Origin of the sequence: Pseudoduganella sp. RAF53_2 (genome assembly GCF_052113985.1) — a bacterium.
Taxonomy (GTDB): Bacteria; Pseudomonadota; Gammaproteobacteria; order Burkholderiales; family Burkholderiaceae_D; genus Rugamonas.
Window position 1 is genome coordinate 1 of record NZ_JBFRDW010000551.1, and the last position, 4,159, is coordinate 4,159.

The window sequence follows — 4,159 nt, forward strand, 5'->3', positions numbered from 1 at the left end:
ACCGGCTCTTCTTTCTCGCCGGTGAACAAGGAAATCAGCTTGGCGAAGAAACCCTTCGGTGCCGGAGCGGCGGCCACTACAGGCGCCGGCTTGGCAGCCTCGGCAGCAGCTTTGTGATCGACCATCGGAGCTGGTTGCTCCGGAGTAATGGTCTTGACCACGGCTTCCTGGCGCGGCTTGGATTCTTCCTTTTGACGCTTGCTGAAGGCCATATCGGTCTCAGCTTGCTCAGCCATGGTGTAGCTGGCGGCGTGGTCTTCCAGGCGTGGATCATCGTGCTTGATGCGTTCCAGCTTGTAGTGCGGGGTGTCCAGATGCTTGTTCGGGATCAGGATCACGGTGATACGGTGGCGGTTCTCGATCTTCAGCACTTCACCGCGCTTCTCGTTCAGCAGGAAGGCGGCCACGTCGACCGGCACCTGCACGTGAATCGCGGCGCTGTTTTCCTTCATCGCCTCTTCCTGGATGATGCGCAGCACTTGCAGGGCGGACGATTCGGTATCTCGGATGTGGCCGGTGCCGGAGCAGCGCGGGCAGGTCACGTGCGAACCTTCCGACAGGGAAGGGCGCAGACGCTGGCGCGACAGTTCCATCAGGCCGAAGCGGGAAATCTTGCCCATCTGAACGCGGGCGCGGTCGTGGTGCAGGGCGTCTTTCAGGCGCTGTTCCACTTCACGCTGGTTCTTCGACACTTCCATGTCGATGAAGTCGATCACGATCAGGCCGCCCAGGTCGCGCAGGCGCAGCTGGCGGGCCACTTCGTCGGCCGCTTCGCAGTTGGTGTGGAAGGCGGTGGTTTCGATGTCGGAACCGCGGGTAGCACGGGCCGAGTTCACGTCGACCGACACCAGTGCTTCGGTGTGGTCGATCACGATGGCGCCGCCGGATGGCAGCGGCACGGTGCGCGAGTAGGCGGTTTCGATCTGGTGTTCGATCTGGAAGCGGGAGAACAGCGGCACGTCGTCGCTGTAGCGCTTTACGCGGTGCACCATGTCCGGCATCACGTGGGACATGAACTGGTGCGCTTGTTCGTAGATCTCGTCGGTATCGATCAGGATTTCGCCGATATCCGGCTGGAAGTAATCGCGGATCGCGCGGATCACCAGGGACGATTCCTGGTAAATCAGGAAGGCGCCGGTGGCGGCCTTGGAGGCGCCTTCAATCGCACGCCACAGCTGCATCAGGTAGTTCAAGTCCCACTGCAGCTCTTCCACGGTACGGCCGATGCCGGCGGTACGGGCAATCACCGACATGCCTTGCGGCAGGTCCAGCTTGTCCATGGTTTCGCGCAGTTCCTGGCGCTCTTCGCCTTCCACGCGGCGGGACACACCACCACCACGCGGATTGTTCGGCATCAGCACCAGGTAGCGGCCGGCCAGGGAGATGAAGGAGGTCAGGGCAGCGCCTTTGTTGCCGCGCTCTTCCTTTTCCACCTGCACCATGATTTCCTGGCCCTCGCGCAGGGCTTCCTTGACGGAGGCATTGCGCACGTCCACGCCTTCGCGGAAATAGCTGCGCGCCACTTCCTTGAACGGCAGGAAACCGTGACGGTCTTCGCCGTAGGAAACGAAGCAAGCTTCCAGGGAGGGTTCGATACGGGTGATGACGCCTTTGTAGATATTGGACTTGCGCTGCTCGCGTCCGGCGGTCTCGATGTCGATGTCGATCAATTTCTGACCGTCGACAATCGCTACGCGCAGCTCCTCCTGCTGCGTAGCGTTAAACAACATGCGTTTCATTTTTATAAACTCCGCGACCCTTGGGCCATGTCAAAGCCGCCTCGTGGGAGGCGGCGCAGTACAAGGATATACGCGTGAATTAAGGAGGCTGTGGGGAAAATGCCTCTGCATGCGGCGCAGCTGCGCGTTTTGGCGCTGCCACCGCATTGGGCGCATGAAGTCCGATCGTCATGCCGAGTCTGCGCACTGCCCGCAGCGTGCTCCGGCGGCCCGATCTTTCGGGAGGCGGGAGAGCGTTCAGGCGTGCGCACATCGTCGAGCCAGGGCATCTTGTGTGGTGCCATGGCGAAAACGGCAAGCGTTATCAGCTTCATCAACCAGCGAGCAAACGACTGTCATCTCTGCTCACCGGACTTATCCTAACAATCCAGCCAGTCTAATTCTGCACCCGAGCGCTCTGCCCGATGACAACAATGGTCGTCACCCTGACCGGCGCACGAATGTGCGTATACGTTTTTTCCACTGAATTTGCGATTTAGGCGAGGCCAGTGGATCTGCCCCTGTGTAAAATGTACTTTTATTCTTACACGTGCAGCAGCTATAAACCGCGGCAAAACGATTATATATTCAAAATGAAGGACTTAGAGAGATTTTCTGGGAAGACCGGAGAAAAGAAAGCCCCGGCAACCCACACACAGGTCCTGCCGCAAGCACAATTCGTGACAATTACTGAAGAAGAGGCCGGTCAGCGTATCGACAACTATCTGTTGCGTGTTTGCAAAGGCGTGCCCAAGAGTCATATTTACCGCATCCTTCGCTCGGGCGAAGTGCGGGTTAACAAAGGCCGCATCGACCAGCTTTATCGCCTGAACGAGGGCGACGTGGTGCGGATTCCGCCGGTTCGTGTTGCTGAAAAACAAGAGTCTACTGTTCCGGCCGCCGAATTCCCGATTATTTATGAAGATGCCCACCTGCTTGTGGTCGATAAGCCGGCCGGCGTGGCCGTGCACGGCGGCTCCGGCGTGTCGTTTGGCGTGATCGAACAGCTGCGCGCTTCCCGGCCGGATGCCAAATTCCTGGAACTGGTACACCGTCTGGACCGTGAAACCTCCGGTCTGTTGTTGCTCGCCAAGAAACGGTCGGCCCTGACCAGCCTGCACGACCAGATGCGTGACGGCCTGACCGACAAGCGCTACCTGACTCTGTGCGTAGGCGACTGGAAAAACAAGCGTCAGCACGTAAAGTTGGCATTGCATAAATATACGCTGGCGGATGGCGAGCGCCGCGTCCGCGTGCAAGCGGATGGCCAGGCTTCGCATACGGTATTTACCTTGCTGAAAAAATTTCCGGAATTTGCCCTCTTGGAAGCCGAGCTGAAAACCGGACGCACCCACCAGATTCGCGTTCATCTTGCATCGTCGGGCTTCCCGATTGCAGGTGACGACAAATACGGCGATTTTGCGCTGAACAAGGCGCTGCAAAAAGCCACCGACGCCCGCGGCGCACTAAAACGCATGTTCCTGCACGCCCATCAAATTACGTTTACCCACCCGGAAACCGGCAAGGTGATGACACTTAACGCACCTTTGGCCGCCGAATGCGAAAAATTCTTGGTAAGCTTGGGTAAACCGTTGAATTGAGCACAAGAAAATGGCAAGAAAGCAATTTGACCTGATCGTTTTCGATTGGGACGGCACACTGATGGATAGCACGGCGACCATCGTGAAGTGCATCCAGGCGTCGGCCAAGGATCTGGGCCTGCCCATTCCGAGCCGGGAGTCAGCCTCGCATGTGATCGGGCTGGGCCTGGGCGAGGCGCTACAGCTCGTGTTGCCGGACGTCGATCCGAAATATTATCCACGCATGGTGGAGCGCTATCGCTATCACTATCTGAGCAAGGATCACGAGCTGACCCTGTTCGATGGCGTGCATGAGATGCTGCAGGAACTGTCCCAGCAGGGCTATTTCCTGGCCGTGGCCACCGGCAAGAGCCGGGTTGGTCTGAACCGCTCGCTGAATGCCGCAGGTTTGCTGTCCACCTTTGACGCCACGCGCTGCGCGGATGAGACTTTTTCCAAGCCGCATCCTGCCATGCTGCAAGAACTGACCCGCGAACTGGGTCAGGATCTGAAGCGCACGGTCATGATCGGCGATACGACGCATGATTTGATGATGGCGCAAAATGCAGGATCTGCTGGCATCGCCGTCGAATATGGCGCCCATCCGGTGGATCAGCTGCAAGCCTGCAATCCCGTGTTCAGCGCCCGCTCGGTGCCGCAGCTGCATGAGTGGCTCAACGAGAATGCATGATGAGTGAAGAAATCCTGATCTGTGCGTCGGACGCCATAACGGACGGCGGCAAGGGCGTGCGCTTTCCCGTCACCGCCGGCGGCGAGGACACCACCGGTTTCGTCGTGCGCTATGGCGGCACGGCCTACGCCTATCTGAACCGCTGCGCTCATGTGCCAATCGAGCTGGAC

At 58.8% G+C, this 4,159-nt stretch carries 4 protein-coding genes; 3 read left to right on the forward strand and 1 reads right to left on the reverse strand.

Annotated elements, in window-relative coordinates; translation table 11 throughout:
- On the reverse strand, nucleotides 1-1,739 hold a 1,739-nt coding region (locus AB4Z11_RS25120), incomplete at its 3' end, for an Rne/Rng family ribonuclease (protein ID WP_442028499.1).
- A 572-nt stretch (nucleotides 1,740-2,311) separates the two neighbouring features.
- Here AB4Z11_RS25120 and rluC point away from each other — a divergent pair.
- From rluC to AB4Z11_RS25135, 3 genes are all read left to right on the forward strand, one after another.
- Nucleotides 2,312-3,319 (forward strand): 23S rRNA pseudouridine(955/2504/2580) synthase RluC, encoded by a 1,008-nt coding sequence (rluC, locus tag AB4Z11_RS25125; protein WP_442028502.1) that lies wholly within the window; start codon nucleotides 2,312-2,314, stop codon nucleotides 3,317-3,319.
- A 10-nt stretch (nucleotides 3,320-3,329) separates the two neighbouring features.
- On the forward strand, nucleotides 3,330-3,989 hold the full coding sequence (locus tag AB4Z11_RS25130) for an HAD-IIIA family hydrolase (protein ID WP_442028500.1): 660 nt from the start codon (nucleotides 3,330-3,332) through the stop codon (nucleotides 3,987-3,989).
- Nucleotides 3,986-4,159: Rieske (2Fe-2S) protein (locus AB4Z11_RS25135; protein WP_442028503.1), on the forward strand; the 174-nt coding region annotated here is incomplete at its 3' end. The genes AB4Z11_RS25130 and AB4Z11_RS25135, both read left to right, overlap by 4 nt.